General features: G+C 59.5%; 14 protein-coding genes. 2 read left to right on the top strand and 12 right to left on the bottom strand.

Annotated features, from left to right (window positions below; translation table 11 throughout):
• Positions 1–48: 48 nt before the first annotated feature.
• On the bottom strand, positions 49–618 hold the full coding sequence (gene plsY / locus AC07RO_RS19560) for a glycerol-3-phosphate 1-O-acyltransferase PlsY (RefSeq protein WP_074886952.1): 570 nt from the start codon (positions 616–618) through the stop codon (positions 49–51).
• Between the two features lie 74 nt (positions 619–692).
• Here plsY and folB point away from each other — a divergent pair, with 74 nt between their 5' ends.
• Together folB and folK are read left to right on the top strand one after the other, a co-directional pair.
• Entirely contained in the window at positions 693–1,046 is a 354-nt protein-coding gene (gene folB, locus AC07RO_RS19555) for a dihydroneopterin aldolase (protein ID WP_346627151.1), read from the top strand.
• Positions 1,037–1,564: a 2-amino-4-hydroxy-6-hydroxymethyldihydropteridine diphosphokinase gene (gene folK, locus AC07RO_RS19550; RefSeq protein ID WP_495086847.1), complete on the top strand. Its 528-nt coding sequence runs from the start codon at positions 1,037–1,039 to the stop codon at positions 1,562–1,564. Before folB ends, folK begins: the two co-directional genes overlap by 10 nt.
• Before the next feature lie 36 nt (positions 1,565–1,600).
• Here the strand turns inward: folK and AC07RO_RS19545 are convergent, their stop codons facing one another.
• The 11 genes from AC07RO_RS19545 to AC07RO_RS19495 form a co-directional block, all read right to left on the bottom strand.
• Positions 1,601–2,830: a multifunctional CCA addition/repair protein gene (locus AC07RO_RS19545; RefSeq protein ID WP_192173110.1), complete on the bottom strand. Its 1,230-nt coding sequence runs from the start codon at positions 2,828–2,830 to the stop codon at positions 1,601–1,603.
• A 70-nt stretch (positions 2,831–2,900) separates the two neighbouring features.
• Positions 2,901–4,463 (bottom strand): SpoVR family protein, encoded by a 1,563-nt coding sequence (locus AC07RO_RS19540; RefSeq protein WP_495086846.1) that lies wholly within the window; start codon positions 4,461–4,463, stop codon positions 2,901–2,903.
• Positions 4,460–5,731 carry a YeaH/YhbH family protein gene (locus AC07RO_RS19535; protein WP_074886967.1) on the bottom strand — a complete coding sequence of 424 codons (1,272 nt, stop codon included), beginning with the start codon at positions 5,729–5,731 and terminating at the stop codon, positions 4,460–4,462. Before AC07RO_RS19535 ends, AC07RO_RS19540 begins: the two co-directional genes overlap by 4 nt.
• Before the next feature lie 116 nt (positions 5,732–5,847).
• A complete protein-coding gene (locus AC07RO_RS19530; RefSeq protein ID WP_192173109.1) occupies positions 5,848–7,770 on the bottom strand; it encodes a PrkA family serine protein kinase in 1,923 nt (640 codons plus the stop codon).
• Positions 7,771–8,057: 287 nt separating this feature from the next.
• Positions 8,058–8,378 carry a thiosulfate sulfurtransferase GlpE gene (gene glpE, locus AC07RO_RS19525; protein ID WP_495086845.1) on the bottom strand — a complete coding sequence of 107 codons (321 nt, stop codon included), beginning with the start codon at positions 8,376–8,378 and terminating at the stop codon, positions 8,058–8,060.
• Positions 8,379–8,433: 55 nt separating this feature from the next.
• Positions 8,434–9,315, bottom strand: coding sequence for a symmetrical bis(5'-nucleosyl)-tetraphosphatase (locus tag AC07RO_RS19520; protein WP_192173107.1), 882 nt, complete (start codon positions 9,313–9,315; stop codon positions 8,434–8,436).
• On the bottom strand, positions 9,315–9,695 hold the full coding sequence (gene apaG, locus AC07RO_RS19515; protein WP_192173106.1) for a Co2+/Mg2+ efflux facilitator ApaG/CorD: 381 nt from the start codon (positions 9,693–9,695) through the stop codon (positions 9,315–9,317). The genes AC07RO_RS19520 and apaG overlap by 1 nt, the downstream gene beginning before the upstream one ends.
• Before the next feature lie 117 nt (positions 9,696–9,812).
• On the bottom strand, positions 9,813–10,619 hold the full coding sequence (gene rsmA, locus AC07RO_RS19510; protein ID WP_495086844.1) for a 16S rRNA (adenine(1518)-N(6)/adenine(1519)-N(6))-dimethyltransferase RsmA: 807 nt from the start codon (positions 10,617–10,619) through the stop codon (positions 9,813–9,815).
• Positions 10,616–11,605, bottom strand: a complete 990-nt coding sequence (gene pdxA / locus AC07RO_RS19505) for a 4-hydroxythreonine-4-phosphate dehydrogenase PdxA (protein WP_346627146.1) — start codon at positions 11,603–11,605, stop codon at positions 10,616–10,618. Before pdxA ends, rsmA begins: the two co-directional genes overlap by 4 nt.
• On the bottom strand, positions 11,602–12,924 hold the full coding sequence (locus AC07RO_RS19500; RefSeq protein WP_495086843.1) for a peptidylprolyl isomerase: 1,323 nt from the start codon (positions 12,922–12,924) through the stop codon (positions 11,602–11,604). Before AC07RO_RS19500 ends, pdxA begins: the two co-directional genes overlap by 4 nt.
• On the bottom strand, positions 12,905–15,688 hold the full coding sequence (locus AC07RO_RS19495; protein ID WP_192173102.1) for an LPS-assembly protein LptD: 2,784 nt from the start codon (positions 15,686–15,688) through the stop codon (positions 12,905–12,907). The genes AC07RO_RS19500 and AC07RO_RS19495 overlap by 20 nt, the downstream gene beginning before the upstream one ends.
• Positions 15,689–15,752 lie beyond the last annotated feature (64 nt).

Here is a 15,752-nt window from a genome sequence, read left to right as displayed (position 1 = left end):
GGGCAAATAGGTTTGAGCGCCTGATTGGGGATGTGAAAGGGGGCAGCGTCAGAAATGCCGTTCGCGCCCGGCAAACAGGTCGCGTAGATTGCCCCGATGGCGCCAGACGATGAGCAACGTCAATACGCTCATCGGCAGCAAAGCGTGGGGTTCCTGCCAGGCAAGCAGCGGAAGGGTGAGCGGCGTGGCAATCAGGGACGCCAACGAGCTGGTGCGAGTGAGGTAGAACGTCAGCAGCCAGGCGCCTATGGCGAGCAGGGCGGCTGGCGGATACAAGGCCAGCAACATGCCGGCGGCCGTGGCCACGCCCTTGCCGCCACGAAAACGGAAGTACAGCGGGAACAGATGCCCCAGCACTGCGCACAGTCCGATCCAGGCTTGCAGGCGTGGGTCGAGGTCCAATCCTCTGGCGATCAGCACCGGGATCATGCCTTTGCAGACGTCGCCAATCAGGGTCAGTACCGCGAGTTTCTTGCCGGCCAGGCGCAGCATGTTGGTGGCGCCGGCGTTGCCCGAGCCGCTGGCGCGAGGGTCCGGGCGACCGGTTATGCGGCTGATCAGGATGGCAAAGGACAGCGAGCCGAGCAGGTAGGCGAGGACCGCCAGTAACCAAAACATGCTAACCATTCCGGGCGAGGTTGCCTTGATTCTAACGGCGCATCGCGCCCTTGTCGTGCAGCGGAGAAACAGGCTTGGACAGAGTTTTCATTGAGGGTCTGGAGGTCGATACCGTCATCGGCGCGTACGACTGGGAGCGTGGCATTCGCCAGTGCCTGCGTCTGGACCTGAGTTTTGCCTGGGACAATCGGCCTGCAGCCGCAGGCGACGACCTGACCAAGGCGCTCGATTACGCCAGTGTGTCCGCACGAATTCAGACGTTCGCCGAAGCCTCTCAATTCCAGCTGGTCGAGACCTTTGCCGAGCGACTCGCCGAAGTGCTGATGAGCGAGTTCAACATTCCCTGGCTGCACCTCAAATTGACCAAGCCGGGAGCCGTGCCTGCGGCGAAGGGCGTTGGGGTGGAGATCGAGCGCGGATGTCGCTGACACGGATTTTTCTGGGACTGGGCAGCAACATCGAGCGGGAGCGCCATCTGTGCGCAGGCCTCGACGCCCTTGCCGGCTTTCTGACCGACATGACCTGCTCGCCCGTGTTCGAAAGTCATCCGGTGGGGATCAAGAGCGGGCCGTTTTTCAATCTGGTGGTGTCGGCGCTGACCGACCTGCCGCTGACTGAACTGGACCGCCGCCTCAAATTCATCGAAGCCGATAACGGGCGTTATGCCCCTGATCGAAAGGGGCTGCCGCTGGACATCGACGTCCTGCTGTATGGCGAACAGGTCGGCAACTTCGACGGCCTTATTCTGCCTCGGGCCGAAATCCTCAAAAACGCGTTCGTGCTGTGGCCGCTGTCACTGATCGCGCCGCAACGCCTGCATCCAGAGGCCGGCGTGTCATTTGCCCAGCTTTGGGCCGATGCGAACATCGATCAGAAACTCTGGCCGGTTGCCTTTGAATGGCGCGGCGAGCAACTCACCCCGGCCACCCTGCTGGTTACGATGTAGCAGGCAGCCCGACCGAGCCGCAGCCAAGCCAGCGGCTTAAAGCTGATACGACGCCTTGTATACCTTCAGAGTATCCAGCCGCTCCCGCTTAAGCGCCTCGCCCAGTTGCTGGCCCTGAAAACCCTTCTCCAGCAGCGGTTGCACTGCCACTTGCCGCGCCGCTTCGGCAGCACCGCGCAGGTACTCGGCTTGCGGATACGTGCGCGACTCAAATCCCTTGCGGCCTCGGGCGTCCATTTCGCAGGCAGCGATGAACTCCTCGAAGCGCTGCGGGCGACGATACACGTCAAAGCTCTGCAGCAGATCCAGCAATGTCGAAGGCTTCAGCTCCAGCGCGCGATGGCCATGGGTGTGATATTCGCCCACCAGCAGCGCCAGTTCCTGACAGTCCCTTGGCACCTTGAAACGCTGGTTCATTGCCTTGATCGCCTTGAGTCCCTTGTGCTCATGGGCGATATGCCGCGGCCATTCCTCTTGCGGCGTGAGGCCCTTGCCCAAGTCGTGCAGCAAGCAAGCCCAGCGAACGCTTAGCGGCTGGCGGTGCAGGGCGGACTGATGCAACACGCTGAGAACGTGCACACCGGTATCGATTTCAGGGTGATGGGCTTCCGGCTGAGGCACGCCAAACAGCGCGTCGACTTCTGGCATCAGCACGTTCAGGGCGCCGCATTCGCGCAGGACTTCGATGAACACCTGCGGCTCTTTTTCCATCAGCGCGCGGGAGATTTCCTTCCAGCTGCGCTCCGGTGTCAGCGCTTCCAGTTCACCGGAGCCGCTCAGTTGGCGCATCAGTTCGAGGGTTTCCGGGGCGATGGTGAAACCGTCGGGGGCATAGCGCGCGGCGAAGCGGGCCACGCGCAGGACGCGCAGTGGATCTTCGGCGAACGCGGGGGAAACGTGACGTAATACTCGGGCTTCAAGGTCCTGCTGACCATGATAAGGATCAGTCAGTTGTCCATTTTTGTCTTCGGCAATGGCATTGATGGTCAGGTCCCGGCGGATCAGGTCTTGCTCAAGTGTGACGTCCGGGTGGGCGTGAAAAACAAAGCCGCCGTAGCCTTTGCCGGTCTTGCGTTCGGTGCGGGCCAGTGCGTACTCCTCACCGGTCAGCGGATGCAGGAAAACGGGAAAATCCGTTCCCACCGGGCGGTAACCCTTGACCAGCATCTCTTCGGTCGACGCACCCACCACTACCCAGTCGATGTCAGTGACCGGTTTGCCAAGCAGGCGATCGCGTACCGCGCCGCCAACTTTATAAATCTGCATAAAAAAGCCTCCGTGAGGGCGACAGGATAAACCTTAAGTCGCGATCGCGGAGGCTGGAAACGCTCAGGGTTTATAAGTGGACGACCGCCAGGTCCAGCCGGGGATATTCACTGTCAGCGTGTTCGCTTCTCGGCGGCACATGGTGGACTTTCATCACCTGGTCGCCTTGCAGCGTTTCCAGATGGATATCAAAACCCCACAACCGATGCAGGTGTTTCAGCACCTCATCCGTCGAATCGCCCAAGGGTTTGCGGTCGTGCTGTTGATGACGAAGGGTCAGGGAGCGATCGCCGCGCCGGTCAATGCTGTAGATCTGCACGTTGGGTTCGCGGTTGCCGAGGTTGTATTGCGCGGCGAGGGTTTCACGAATCATCTTGTAGCCGGTTTCATCGTGGATGGCGGGCACGAGGAGATCGTCCTTTTGATCATCGTCGAGGATGCTGAACAGCTTGAGGTCACGAATCACCTTGGGCGACAGGTATTGCAGGATGAAGCTCTCGTCCTTGAAGCTGCTCATCGCAAACTTCACAGCCGTCAGCCAGTCGGTGCCGGCCAGATCGGGAAACCAGTGGCGGTCTTCCTCGGTCGGGTGCTCGCACATCCGCCGGATGTCCTGATACATGGCAAAGCCCAACGTGTAGGGATTAATACCGCTGTAGTAGGGACTGTCGAAGCTCGGCTGGTAGACGACACTGGTATGGGAGGTCAGGAATTCGAGCATGAAACCGTCAGTCACCAGCCCCTCGTCGTACAGATCGTTCATCAGCGTGTAATGCCAGAACGTTGCCCAGCCCTCATTCATCACTTGGGTTTGACGCTGTGGGTAGAAATACTGGGCGATCTTGCGCACGATCCGCACCACTTCACGCTGCCAGGGCTCCAGCAATGGGGCGTGCTTTTCGATGAAGTAAAGGATGTTTTCCTGGGGCTCGGCGGGGAAGCGCGAGAAGTCCTCTTTGTCGTTCTTGCTCGCACTTTTCGGAATCGTACGCCACAGATCGTTGATCTGCTTCTGCAGGTGCTCTTCCCGGTCCTTCATGCGGCGGCGTTCTTCCTCCGCCGAAATCGGATAGGGCCGCTTGTAGCGATCCACGCCGTAGTTCATCAGCGCGTGGCAGGAATCCAGCAGATCCTCGACCGCATCGATCCCGTGGCGCTCTTCGCACTGCATGATGTACTGCTTGGCGAAGACGAGGTAATCGATGATTGAACTGGCGTCGGTCCAGGTGCGGAACAGGTAATTGCCCTTGAAGAAGCTGTTATGCCCATAGCAGGCGTGGGCCACGACCAGCGCCTGCATGCAGATGGTGTTCTCTTCCATCAGATAGGCGATGCACGGATCGGAGTTGATGACGATCTCGTAGGCCAGACCCATCTGGCCTCGCGAGTAGGATTTTTCCGTGCTGAGGAAGTGCTTGCCGTAGGACCAATGGTGATAACCCAAGGGCATGCCGACAGACGCATAGGCGTCCATCATCTGCTCGGCGGTGATCACCTCGATCTGGTTGGGGTAAGTGTCCAGCGCATAACGTTCGGCAATGCGGCTGATCTCCCGGTCGTAGGCCTGGATCAGTTCGAACGTCCACTCTGAACCCGTGGAGAGGGGTTGGCGCTTCTGCTCTCTAGCGGTCATGTCACTAACCTGCGCTGGAAGAGTTCACGGAACACCGGATAGATATCACCGGCAGAGACCAGCTGCTGCTGGGCGAACGTGTCGGCGAAGGCTTCGCCGATGCGTTCGTATTCGAACCACAGCGCCTGATGTTCGCGCGGGGTAATTTCGACGTAGGTGTAGTACTGCACGAACGGCATGATCTGTTTGATCAGGATATCGCGGCAAATGGGCGAGTCATCGTTCCAGTTGTCGCCGTCCGAGGCCTGGGCTGCGTAGATATTCCATTCGTTGGTGGGGTAGCGCTCCGCCATGATTTCCTGCATCAGCTTCAATGCGCTGGAAACGATGGTGCCGCCGGTTTCCCGTGAATAGAAAAACTCCTCTTCGTCGACTTCCCGCGCACTGGTGTGGTGGCGGATGAAGACGACTTCGATCTTGTCGTAGTTACGCTTGAGGAACAGATACAGCAGGATGAAAAAGCGCTTGGCGATGTCCTTGGTGGCCTGGGTCATCGACCCGGAAACGTCCATCAGACAGAACATCACGGCTTTGGAGCTGGGGTTCGGCTGTTTGACCAGCAGGTTGTATTTGAGGTCGAAGGTGTCCAGATACGGGACGCGACGGATGCGCGCTTGAAGTTTTGCGGCCTCGATTTCCAGTTCCTGGATATCGCCGAAGTTGTCGGGCTCCTCGATCCTCAGGCGTTCCAGCTCAGCCTGCACTTGGCGCAGCTTGGCCCTGCTGCTGCCGGACAGCGCGATACGCCGCGCATGTGCCGAGCGCAATGTGCGGATGATGTTGATGCGTGACGGGTTGCCTTCGTTACTGATGCCCGCGCGAACGGTCTTGAACGTGTCAGTGCCGCTCAGGTTGCGCTTGACCAGATTGGGCAGCTCCAGGTCCTCGAACATGAATTCGAGAAATTCTTCCTGAGTGATCTGGAACACGAACTCATCCATGCCCTCGCCGGAGTTGCCCGCCTTGCCAGGCCCTTTGCCACCGCCGCCACCTTGCGGGCGTGCAATGTGCTCACCGGTGGTGAACTCCTTGTTACCCGGATGAACAACCGTTTGCTTGCCGCCGCGACCATGGTGCAACACCGGTTCGTCGATATCCCGCCCCGGAATACTGATCTGTTCGCCGTGCTCCATATCGGTAATGGAGCGCCGGCTGACGGCTTCTTCAACTGCCTTCTTGATGTGGTCACGATAACGGCGAAGAAAGCGCTGCCGATTCACCGTGCTCTTGTTCTTCCCATTGAGACGTCGGTCGATCACATAGCTCATAGGCCCCTCCGGGGAGCTTCAAGTTGTGAGCCGCAAGCTGCGAGTAGAGGCGGTTATCCGGATAGCAGATGACGCGCTTTCTTCCTGCAGCCTGTGGCTTGACGCTTGCAGCTGCCTTACTGCGATTTCCGGACCCGTAGGTACCATTCGGAAAGAAGCCTTACCTGTTTATCGGTGTAGCCCCGCTCGACCATTCGTGTGACAAAGTCGTTGTGCTTCTGCTGGTCCTCTTTGCTGGCTTTGGCGTTGAAACTGATGACAGGCAGCAGGTCTTCGGTGTTCGAGAACATTTTCTTCTCGATCACCACCCGCAGCTTCTCGTAGCTCAGCCAGGTCGGGTTCTTGCCGTTGTTGTTGGCGCGGGCTCGCAGCACGAAGTTGACGATCTCGTTGCGGAAGTCTTTCGGGTTACTGATGCCAGCCGGTTTTTCGATCTTCTCCAGTTCCTCGTTCAACGCCACGCGATTAAGGATCTCGCCGGTCTCCGGATCACGGTATTCCTGATCCTGAATCCAGAAGTCCGCGTACAGCACGTAGCGGTCAAAAATGTTTTGGCCGTACTCGCTGTAGGACTCGAGGTACGCAGTCTGGATTTCCTTGCCGATGAACTCGATGTAGCGCGGCGCCAGGTATTCCTTGATGAAGCGCAGATACCGCTCGCGGGTTTCGGCCTGGAACTGCTCCTGCTCGATCTGTTGCTCCAGCACGTACAGCAAATGGACCGGGTTGGCGGCGATCTCATGGGGGTCGAAGTTGAAAACCTTCGACAAGATCTTGAACGCGAACCGGGTCGAGAGTCCGTTCATGCCTTCGTCGACACCGGCGCTGTCGCGGTATTCCTGAATCGACTTGGCTTTTGGATCGGTGTCCTTGAGGTTCTCGCCGTCGTAGACCCTCATCTTGGAATAGATGTTGGAGTTGTCCGGCTCTTTAAGCCGCGACAGCACGGTGAACTGCGCGAGCATTTTCAGCGTGTCCGGCGCGCAGTGGGCTTTGGCCAGCGAGCTGTTGAACAGCAGCTTGTCGTAAATCTTGATCTCGTCACTGACCCGCAGGCAGTACGGCACCTTCACGATGTAAATCCGGTCGATGAAGGCTTCGTTGTTCTTGTTGTTGCGGAAGCTGTGCCATTCCGATTCGTTGGAGTGGGCCAGCAAAATACCGGTGAACGGAATCGCGCCCAGGCCTTCGGTACTGTTGTAGTTACCTTCCTGGGTGGCGGTCAGCAGTGGGTGAAGCACCTTGATCGGCGCCTTGAACATTTCCACGAATTCCATCAGGCCCTGGTTGGCCCGGCACAGCGCGCCCGAATAGCTGTAAGCGTCGGCGTCGTTCTGTGGGTATTCCTCGAGCTTGCGGATATCGACCTTACCCACCAGCGCCGAGATGTCCTGGTTGTTCTCGTCGCCGGGCTCGGTTTTGGCGACGGCGATCTGGTTGAGAATGGAAGGGTAGAGTTTCACCACTTTGAACTGACTGATGTCGCCGCCGAATTCGGCCAGTCGTTTGGTCGCCCATGGCGACATGATGGTGTTCAGGTACCGGCGCGGGATGCCGTAGTCCTCTTCGAGGATCGTCCCGTCTTCGGTGGGTTTGAACAGGCCCAAAGGGGATTCGAAAACCGGGGACCCTTTGATGGCGTAGAACGGTACTTTTTCGACCAGCGTTTTGAGTTTTTCAGCCAGGGACGACTTGCCGCCGCCTACCGGGCCGAGCAGGTAAAGGATCTGTTTCTTCTCTTCCAGGCCTTGGGCGGCGTGGCGGAAGTACGAGACGATTTGCTCGATGCAGTCCTCCATGCCATGGAAATCCTCGAACGCCGGATAGCGCCGAATGACCTTGTTGGAGAAGATTCTGGACAGCCTGGAATTGGTCGACGTGTCGAACAACTCAGGCTCACCGATGGCCATCAGCAGACGTTCTGCGGCGGAAGCGTATGCGCTGCGATCGGTTTTGCAGAGCTCGAGATACTCCTGTAGCGAGAGCTCTTCCTGCCGTGTCGATTCAAAGCGTTGTTGGAAGTGGCTAAAAATACTCATGACGTCACCTCGCTCGATACGTGGAGCCGGCGGCGGATCGTCAGTTGATGCTGGATGGAAGCCGATCACGCGGCTGCCATTACCCCCCAAACACCATAAAAGTAGCTACCGATGACCCACGCGCCGGTGTACCGGCTCTCCCCTGATTCGGATGGCCTGAGGCTAAGAGTAGTTCGGATTCGGGCACAGAAAGAAGCAATGGGGATGAAGAGGGCATACCCGTTCGTCAGATGAGGGCGCGAGCCCGCGTAGGACGCGGGATAGCGGCCAGCAAAAATATTTTTCGATCAGCCTTGCGTGGTTTCAGTCGGGAATTGGGTTTTCCACAACTCGAAACCGCCATCCATGCTGTAGACCTCGGAGAAGCCCTGACCTACAAGATAGGCCGCTGCGCTCTGACTGGAGTTGCCGTGATAGCAGAGGACGACCAACGGTTTATCCAGATCGGCCTGACGGATGAAGTCGGCGATGGAGTGGTTGTCGAGATGATGGGAATCCGGAATGTGCTGGGACGCGTAGGTCTGCGCGTCACGTACGTCCACCAGTACCGCGCCTTGTTCGCGCAGGGCATGGACTTGTTCGGGTGAAATGCGTTTGAAGTCAGTCATGGCTCGGGCTCCTGGGCCGTCGGGTCCTCGAACGGTCGAGAACGTAGTGAGATCTTTACTGCTGCAGCGGAATTGGCTCGCTGAGGGGGGTTAGCGCAGGGGCGGGTACTTTTGCGTTGCCGCGCTCGTCGCAGTCGCAACGGATCAGCGCGCGAGTGTCGACGTTGAGCAGCGTCATGGCGCCGCCCCAGACACAGCCCGTGTCCAGCGCATACACCCCGGGCTCGTCACATCGGCCTTCAAGTGCGGCCCAGTGACCAAAAATGATACCGACGCCCTTGGTCTTGCGCTCCTTGTGCTTGAACCACGGCGCGTAACCCGCCGGCGCACTGTCGAGGCCTTCCTTGCTCTTGAGGTCGAGCTTGCCATCGCTGGTGCAAAAACGCATGCGCGTGAAGTAATTGGTGATCACCCGCAGCCGGGTGACGCCCTGCAGGTCTTTGTCCCACTTGGCAGGCTCGTTGCCGTACATGCCGTCGAGAAAAGGCTCGAAGCGATTGTCATCGCGCAATGCCTCTTCCACCTCTTCGGCGCAGCGCAGTGCTTTCTTCAGCGTCCATTGCGGCGGGATCCCTGCGTGCACCAGTGCGATGTCGCGTTCAGCGTCGTAATGCATCAGCTTCTGTTGGCGCAACCAGTCGAGCAGCACGACGGCGTCTGGCGCTTCGAGGATTTCCCGCAGCGTGTCGCCTTTCTTCAGGCGCTCGATATTGCGGCCGGCCGCCAGCAGGTGCAGGTCGTGATTGCCCAGTACGCAGACGATCGAGTCGCGCATGGCGTAGAGATAGCGCAGGGTTTCTAGTGACTGTGGACCTCGGTTGACGAGGTCGCCGACCAGCCAGAGCGTGTCTTTGCCGGGCTCGAATGCAACGCGTTCGAGCAGGCACTTCAGCGGTTCAAGGCAGCCTTGCAGGTCGCCGACTGCGTAGACCGCCATCAGTGAAGCGCCCCCGGGACGGCCAGACGGAACGGAGCGATGACAGCATCGAAGCGCTTGCCGTCTTCGGCGAGCATTTGATAAGTGCCCTGCATGTTGCCCACCTTAGTGGTCATCACGGTGCCGCTGGTGTAGGTGTGGCTTTGTCCCGGCTGGATCAGCGGCTGCTGTCCCACAACGCCGTCGCCGCGCACTTCTTCAACCTGACCGTCGCCGTCGGTAATCACCCAATGGCGTGACAGCAACTTGGCTGGCAACTCGCCGTTGTTCTGCACGGTGATGGTGTAGGCAAAGGCGAAGCGGTTTTGCTCAGGCTGAGACTGTTCGGCTAGGAATCGGGTCTCGACGCTGACGTCGACCTGGTAACGAGAATCAGACATGCAAGAGGCCTTAGAAGCGAAAGCGGAAATAGCCGGAAGTCGTCCGGTTGGAAATCAGTCTAGGACATGTCACGGATAAAGACCGATGAGGCTTTGACCGGACATGTCCCGAGAAAGTCAGGCGGCGACTGGCTTTTCGCTGAGCTTGTCGGCCAGTCGCACAAACGCCGCCAGATCCAGCTGCTCCGGACGCAGGCTGCCATCGACGCCGGCTTCGGTGATTTCTTCGCTGGTCAGCAGGGCTTTCAGCGTATTGCGCAGGGTCTTGCGGCGCTGGTTGAAGGCCTCGCGGACGACGCGCTCAAGCACGCGGTGATCCTTGGCCGGATGCGGCAGGGTTTCGTGGGGCACCAGACGAACGATGGCCGAATCGACTTTAGGCGGCGGATTGAACGCGCCGGGCCCGACGTTGAACAGATGCTCCACGCGGCAGTGGTACTGAACCATGATCGACAGGCGTCCCCAATCACCGCCGCCAGGACCCGCCGCCAGACGCTCGACCACTTCTTTCTGCAGCATGAAGTGCATGTCGCGGATCAGGTAAGCGTTCTGCAGCAGATGGAAAATCAGCGGCGTCGAGATGTTGTACGGCAGGTTGCCGACGACACGGAGGCTGTTGGGTGCTGCGTTCAGGCTGGTGAAGTCGAACTTCAGCGCGTCACCCTGGTGCAGACTGAAATTCGGCTTGGTGCCGAACTGATGCATGAGAATCGGCACGAGGTCTTTGTCGAGCTCGACGACGTCCAATTGTGCGCCGCTGTTCAGCAGGCCCTCGGTCAGGGCGCCTTGTCCCGGGCCGATTTCCAGCATGCGGTCCTCGGTCTTGGCCCGAATGGAGCGCAGGATCTTGTCGATCACACCGGCATCGTGCAGGAAGTTCTGGCCAAAACGCTTGCGCGCCTTGTGTTGAAATTGCTCGTTCATGAATGGGTCTCGGCCATCTGATAGGCGGTTTCCAGAGCGACCCTGAGGCTGCCGGTGTCAATCTTGCCGGTGCCCGCCAGATCCAGCGCCGTGCCGTGATCCACGGAGGTGCGAATGATCGGCAGGCCCAGCGTGATGTTGACGGCGGCGCCGAAGCCTTTGTACTTCAGCACGGGCAGGCCCTGGTCGTGGTACATCGCCAGCACTGCGTCGCAGTGCTCCAGATATTTGGGGGTGAAGAGCGTGTCGGCAGGCAGCGGGCCATGTAAATCCAGGCCCTCGCTGCGCAGACGCGCCAGAGTAGGTTCAATGATGTCGATTTCTTCGCGGCCCAGGTGACCGCTCTCGCCGGCATGGGGGTTCAGGCCACAGACCAGAATCCGCGGGCGGGCGATACCGAATTTGTTGACCAGATCCGCGTGCAGGATGCGCGTCACGCGCTCCAGCCGTTCAGCGGTGATCGCGTCGGCGACGTCACGCAGGGGCAGGTGAGTGGTCACCAGCGCCACCCGCAGATCACCGGTTGCCAGCATCATCACCACCTGTTCGGTGTGGGTCAGCTCCGCAAGAAATTCAGTGTGCCCGGAGAACGCGATGCCACTGTCGTTGATCACGCCCTTGTGCACCGGCGCTGTGATCATGCCGGCGAAGTGGCCGTCCAGGCAGCCCTGGCCGGCGCGGGTCAGGGTTTCGAGCACGAAGCCGCCGTTGGCTTTGTCGAGCTGGCCGGCAACGACCGGCGCCTGAACGGGGGTGTCCCAGACATACAGACTGCCAGCGGGGGCCGGGACGTCAGGCCAGGCGGCGGGTGTGACGGGGATCAAGCTGACAGCCACACCCAGCCGGGCGGCCCGCTCGGTGAGCAGGTCGCAGCTGGTAATGGCAATCAGGGGATGGGGCTGGGACTGCGCGGCGAGCAGCAGGCAAAGGTCGGGACCGATGCCGGCCGGCTCGCCGGGTGTCAGGGCGAAACGCTGGGGTTTCACTTGGCCGCCTGATCAGCTCCGGGGAGCTTGATCTCGACGTAGGCTTCATCACGGATCTGACGCAGCCAGGTTTGCAGCTCTTCGTCGTACTTGCGGTTACGCAGCACAGTCATCGCCTGTTGCTCACGGGCCTGACTGGTGCTGTCAGTCGAGCGACGGCCGAGGACTTCCAGAACGTGCCAGCCGAATTGAGTCTCGAACGGCTTGGACACGACACCCTGAGGTGTCTCGTTCATGACGTCGCGGAACTCCGGAACCAGCGAACGCGGGTCAACCCAGTTCATGTCGCCGCCGTTAAGCGCCGAACCCGGGTCTTCGGAAAAGCTCTTCGCCAGTTCGCCGAAGTCTTCGCCATTCTGGATCCGGTCGTAGATCCGTTGCGCCAGCAGCTTGGTCTCGGCTGGGCTGCGGATTTCGCTTGGCTTGATCAGGATGTGACGAACGTGGACTTCGTCGCGCATCTGGGTCTGAGTCTCGCCGCCGCGTTTTTCCAGCAGCTTGAGAATGATGAAGCCGCCCGGTGTACGCGCAGGAGGGGTGACCTCACCCGGACGCATCGACGACAGCATGTCACCAAACGGAGGCGGCAGCTGAGCGGCCTTACGCCAGCCCATGTCACCACCGTCCAGAGCACTTTCACTGGCGGACGACGCGATCGCCATCTGCTCGAAGTTCGCACCCTGTTGCAGCTTGCCGTAGAGGTCCTTGGCTTTGGCTGCAGCGGCCTGAATCTGATCCGACGTCGCGCTGTCCGGCGTCGGGATCAAGATGTTGGCCAAGTGGAATTCTTCGGAGAACTGAGCCTTGCCCAGGTCGGAAGCGAGGAAGTTCTTCACTTCCTGCTCCGAGACCTGGATGCGCTCGGCAACCCGGCGCTGACGCACACGGCTGATGATCATTTCCCGGCGAATCTGCTCACGCGCGCTGGTGTAGGACAGCCCGTCGTGGGTCAGTGCAGCCTTGAACTGGTCAACAGTCATGTTGTTGCGTTGAGCGATGGTTGCAACCGCCTGATTCAGTTCTTCATCGCTGATGCGAATGCCGGAGCGTTCGCCGATCTGGATCTGCAGGTTTTCCAGGATCAGACGATCCAGGACCTGAGACTCCAGCGCGCTGGCAGGCGGAACACCCTGCCCGCGCTTGGCGATGGTTTGCTGAACCTCACGGGTGCGCTGGTCGAGCTGGCTTTGCATGACCACGTCGTTGTCGACGATGGCAACTACCTTGTCGATGGTGCGCACTTCAGCGTGCGCAACAGTACCGATAAGCAGCGCGCCCAGCATCAGCGGGCGCAGACAATCAGAAAGCTTGGTCTTCACGTTCACGATAACCTTGGATGCCTTTGTCGAGGAAGCTTTCAACTTTTTGGCCAACAACGCCGCCAAGTCCCTTCAACACGATTTGTAGGAAGACGCCGCGGTCGCCTTTTTCGTTCTGCGGTATCTCTTGGGTGGACTCGTCATAGTCGACCCAGTACCGGTTGATCAGACGCAGCTTCCAGCAGCAGTTGTCATATTCAAAACCACCAAAGGCTTCGAGGGTGCGGTCACGGTTGTAGTCGTACTGCCAGCGAGCGATGGCGCTCCACTGCGGAACCACAGGCCAGATGACCGAGAAGTCATGTTGCTGGATCTTGTAGTAGTCCTTGATGACGGTGCCATCCGGATAGGTGTAGTCACCCCCACCTACGCTCCAGCGACCTGTAGTCTGGTCGTAACGAACCTGGTCGTTGCGATAGCGGTAGCCGGCGTTGATGATCTTGCCCGGCTCGTCTTCAGGCTGGTAGTGAACCATTGCGCTACCGGAGCGAGTGCTGCGGCTGTCCGGGTCCCAGTTGAAGTCCGACGTCGCCCGCCAGTCGCGGTTGAAGCGGTATTCGTATTCCAGTGCGTAAGGCGACACGTCGGACTGGGCGTCCTTGCGGTCTTCGTAGGCAATGCCTGGCAGTTGCACCTTACGGTCGGCGAAATACACCGCCTGACCAATGCTGACACGCTGACGCTCGAAACCGTTGTCTTCGATCCAGCGGTTGGTTACGCCCAGCGACAGCTTGTTCTCGTCACCGATACGGTCGGAGCCGACGAAGCGGTTGTCGCGGAACAGCGAGGCGTAGTTGAACGTGGTTTCACCCGAGTCGAAAATCGGGATATCGGTTTGATCTTTCTCTGGCACGTAGAGGTAGTACGCACGAGGCTCCAGCGTCTGGCGGTAGTTTTTCCCGAACCAGTTGGTGTTGCGATCGAAATACAGGCCGCTGTCGACGCTGAAAATTGGCACGCTGCGGTTTTCGCTGCTGTGATAAGTCTCATCCGCCAGCAACGTGCTCTTGCCCTGCGAGTCCAGGTCCAGATCGTACTGGGTGTAAACGTACTTCAGCTTGGGCGTTACAAAACCGTAGCTGGCAGTCAGCGGCAGGCTGATGGACGGCGCCAGGTTCAGACGATCGCCGTTCGCACGAGCAAGCCCCCGGACGTTGGTGTCCAGACGCGGCGAGGTCACGTCGTCTTCGTTGGTGTAGCCACCGGTTCTCAAATCACGATCAAAGCGAACCAGCTCAGTCTCGTAATCGAACTTGAAGCCTGCAGGCTGGAACGGCAGCGAACCATTCAGCGTGAGCTGAGGCAGGCGGCCATAAGGCGTGATCTGGGTCACGGTGGTCAGCTGATACTGCTGAGCGTTCAGCGTCGCGGTGTAGTTATCACCACGATAGTAGACCGCGCCCTGCTGGTTCAGGTAGTCGTGGGTGCTGACGCCTTCCTGACCGCTTTTCAGGTCCTTGAAGTAGTAAGGATCGCTGACTTTGGTGTAGTCGATCTTGCTGGTCAGACGTGAATCCAGACCACTTCGATCCTGCCAGTTGATCAACCAGCGGGTGTCTTTGTAGTCCGACTGATTTTTGCGATCGTCGTTGTCGTCGTTCAGGTAAGCCGCACCGAACTGACCTTCACTGCTCTTGGTCAGGTAACGGAACTCGCCTTCCAGCAACATGCCGCGCTTGGCCATGTAGGTCGGGTACAACGTGGCGTCGTAGTTCGGCGCCAGGTTGAAGTAGTACGGAGTGAGCAACGAGAAGCCGGTGTCGCTGTCCGTGCCGATGGTCGGTGGCAGGAAGCCGGACTGGCGACGGTCGTCGATCGGGAAATAAATGTAAGGCGTGTAAAGGATCGGAATGTCATGAACGCGCAGTGTGGCGTTGGTGGCAGTACCGAAACCGGTGGCCGGATTCAGGGTGATGTTGTTGCCCTTAACGGTCCACGCGTTGCTGTTCGGTTCGCACGTGGTGTACGTGCCGTCCTTCAAGCGGATGATCGCGTTCTCGGCACGACGAGCGTACAGGGCGTTACCGCGAACGTTGTTTTTGTGCAGCACGTATTCGGCGTTGTCGACTTTGGCTTCGCCGGTGTCGAGCTGAACTTCAGCATGGTCGCCGACGATCAGGGCGCCGTTGTCGCGCAGACGGACATCGCCGTTCAGCTCGCCACGGTTCTCGGCCTGATGCAGGCTGGCTTCGTCAGCCTCGACCTGCATGCTGCCCTGACGCAGGACAACATCACCGGCCAGAGTCGCAACCTGCTCTTCCTGCTGATAACGCGAAGCCTTGGCGCCGATGAAGGTCGGTGCGTCGCTCTTCGGCGTCTTGTCGTCCATGCCCGGACGGATGGGTTCGATGTAGGCGCCCGAGCAATACGGACCGGTCTCGGCCAGTTGGGCTGCGGTCAGCTTCTCGCGCGGAACCCAGTCAAGGTGGCTGTAATCGGCGCTGCGCGATTTCAGGCCACGGCCCTTGGCCTCGGTGACCAGCATCGTTTTGGGCACGACTTCGCCATCGGAGGTGGTGGTCGTCTGAGCGCCATCTGCCGTGCTGCTGTTGGACGAAACACTGTTGGCGTCGTGCACGGGGCGCGGAGGCAACTGGGCTGCGTTGGTTTTCGGAGAGCAATCCCATGCACCTGTTGCAGACACCGAGCAGTCATACTGTTCGGCGGCAACCACGTACGGGACGGCCAGGGGTTGCATCGCCAGCAAACTGCCGGTTACGAGCAACGGAAATTTTTTACGAAACGCGGGGGATTTCAATGCCATCTTATTAGTCCGGGCTTCCTGCGCGCCATCTGCCCGCGGGGGGGCCGCACGCCTCTCGATGGGC

The organism is Pseudomonas sp. GW821-FHT07F05 (assembly GCF_059418765.1).
This window is presented reverse-complemented; position numbering and strand designations above follow the sequence as displayed.

What these genes read in the sequence shown, in the direction of transcription:
- AC07RO_RS19545 (WP_192173110.1), bottom strand. Translation starts at nt 2,830, where the DNA reads ATGCAGATTTATAAAGTTGGCGGCGCGGTACGCGATCGCCTGCTTGGC.
- AC07RO_RS19495 (WP_192173102.1), bottom strand. Translation starts at nt 15,688, where the DNA reads ATGGCATTGAAATCCCCCGCGTTTCGTAAAAAATTTCCGTTGCTCGTA.
- glpE (WP_495086845.1), bottom strand. Translation starts at nt 8,378, where the DNA reads ATGACTGACTTCAAACGCATTTCACCCGAACAAGTCCATGCCCTGCGC.
- AC07RO_RS19530 (WP_192173109.1), bottom strand. Translation starts at nt 7,770, where the DNA reads ATGAGTATTTTTAGCCACTTCCAACAACGCTTTGAATCGACACGGCAG.
- rsmA (WP_495086844.1), bottom strand. Translation starts at nt 10,619, where the DNA reads ATGAACGAGCAATTTCAACACAAGGCGCGCAAGCGTTTTGGCCAGAAC.
- plsY (WP_074886952.1), bottom strand. Translation starts at nt 618, where the DNA reads ATGTTTTGGTTACTGGCGGTCCTCGCCTACCTGCTCGGCTCGCTGTCC.
- AC07RO_RS19535 (WP_074886967.1), bottom strand. Translation starts at nt 5,731, where the DNA reads ATGAGCTATGTGATCGACCGACGTCTCAATGGGAAGAACAAGAGCACG.
- apaG (WP_192173106.1), bottom strand. Translation starts at nt 9,695, where the DNA reads ATGTCTGATTCTCGTTACCAGGTCGACGTCAGCGTCGAGACCCGATTC.
- AC07RO_RS19520 (WP_192173107.1), bottom strand. Translation starts at nt 9,315, where the DNA reads ATGGCGGTCTACGCAGTCGGCGACCTGCAAGGCTGCCTTGAACCGCTG.
- folK (WP_495086847.1), top strand. Translation starts at nt 1,037, where the DNA reads ATGTCGCTGACACGGATTTTTCTGGGACTGGGCAGCAACATCGAGCGG.
- AC07RO_RS19540 (WP_495086846.1), bottom strand. Translation starts at nt 4,463, where the DNA reads ATGACCGCTAGAGAGCAGAAGCGCCAACCCCTCTCCACGGGTTCAGAG.